The 1,647-nt window shown below is 39.5% G+C and carries 2 protein-coding genes and 1 pseudogene; 2 read left to right on the forward strand and 1 reads right to left on the reverse strand.

Going from position 1 to position 1,647, the window contains the following annotated elements; translation table 11 throughout:
* The coding region (locus tag BAZSYMA_RS04015; RefSeq protein WP_143243091.1) for a YifB family Mg chelatase-like AAA ATPase at positions 1-1,158 on the forward strand (1,158 nt) is incomplete at its 5' end.
* A 45-nt stretch (positions 1,159-1,203) separates the two neighbouring features.
* Here the strand turns inward: BAZSYMA_RS04015 and BAZSYMA_RS10645 are convergent.
* A pseudogene (locus BAZSYMA_RS10645) lies at positions 1,204-1,344 on the reverse strand (IS30 family transposase); the annotation flags it as partial.
* Between the two features lie 81 nt (positions 1,345-1,425).
* On the opposite strand from BAZSYMA_RS10645, the gene BAZSYMA_RS04020 reads away from it, so the two are divergent.
* On the forward strand, positions 1,426-1,569 hold the full coding sequence (locus BAZSYMA_RS04020; RefSeq protein WP_090715865.1) for a helix-turn-helix domain-containing protein: 144 nt from the start codon (positions 1,426-1,428) through the stop codon (positions 1,567-1,569).
* Positions 1,570-1,647: the final 78 nt, after the last annotated feature.

The following is a 1,647-nucleotide window of genomic DNA, read 5'->3' on the forward strand; positions in this document are numbered from 1 at the left end:
TCATTGCGTGCTATCGAAGGCTTATTGCCCGCTATTATTGCCAGTAGTCAAGACGCGCATAATATTATCTTGCCAACACAAGAATCCGCTCAATATACATTGGTTAATCAAGCAAAAATCTACCCCTGTGAGCATTTATTGCAAGTCTGTGATTTTTTACAAGGTACTAGCAATGTTAATCAATTGGTTCGTAAGTTAACTAATAAGCAGACAATTTATAACAATGATTTTTCTCAGGTTAAAGGACAACACCATGCCAAACGCGCGCTGGAAGTTGTCGCTAGTGGTGGGCATAATCTACTTCTAGTCGGCACACCTGGTTCAGGTAAGACCATGTTAGCAGAGCGATTACCTTCAATTATGTCACCACTTAGTGATGACAAAGCCCTAGAACGCGCTTCAATTTATTCGGTCGCCAACAAACGATTGGATTTAACTCAGTTAAAAGTTCGCCCATTTCGCTCTCCGCATCATTCGTCTTCAGCAGTTGCATTGGTTGGTGGTGGTTCAATTCCCAAACCGGGTGAAATCTCGCTCGCTCATGAAGGTGTATTGTTTCTAGATGAATTGCCAGAATTCCCAAGAAGTGTTTTAGAAGTCTTGCGTCAACCCTTGGAAAATGGCGTTATTCATTTGTCCCGTGCTGCCCAACAAACCACTTTTCCTGCCAATTTTCAACTTATTGGTGCAATGAACCCCTGCCCCTGTGGATATTATGGTGATGGCACCAGCAAGTGCCACTGCACAGAGGATCAAATTGATAGATATAAAAATAAAATCTCAGGCCCACTACTAGATAGAATTGATATGGTGCTTACCGTACCACCCTTACCAAAAGAAGCACTACTTGAGCAAACCAATAGTAGCGCAGAGTCAAGTGAAGTTATACGAGAAAGAGTGCTAAAAGCCCACAACATTCAATTCAAGCGCCAAGGTAAATTTAACGACAAACTTACACCTGATGAAATAGAAAAATCCATACCTCTAAATAAAGATGATAAACAACTACTGTCTGAGGCTATTGACAAATTTCACTTGTCAGCAAGAGCCTATCACCGCATTCTCAAAGTTGCCAGAACCATTGCTGATTTAGACAACTCAGAAACCGTCAACATTCAGCATCTCAGCGAAGCGATTGGTTATCGGCGCGAGTCTTGATAAAAACTTACAGTACAACCAGAGCAGGTAGTGTAAATGGCGAATTCAACCCATAAGTGCAACACTTCCATTTAAAAAATAGTCCTTGCCAGTCATCTTGGCAAAGACCTCAAATGGGGTCTTGTACCCCAAGCATTTCCTAGGTCTATTATTCATTAAATCTGTTGCTTTAAACACCTTGAATTCACATCATAAGTGCAACACTCAATTAGTCGGTCAAAGGGTATATTAAACACTCTTTAATCCGACAAGAAAAAGGAGTGAAACATGCAAAAATATACACAATTGACCTACGAACAAAGATACCATATTTACCTGCTAAATAAACAAGGATTCAACCAAACCTTTATTGCCAAATCAATGGGTAGAAACAAATCAACTATTTCTAGGAGACTTTTGCATAACTCATAATCCTCCACCCTAATTCCAATTTTTAGATTTTTTCAAAAATATTTTCAAAACTACCTGTATTTTTTCATAAAGTCCAAA

The sequence above is a fragment of the Bathymodiolus azoricus thioautotrophic gill symbiont genome (assembly GCF_001298715.1).
Classification (GTDB): domain Bacteria; phylum Pseudomonadota; class Gammaproteobacteria; order PS1; family Pseudothioglobaceae; genus Thiodubiliella.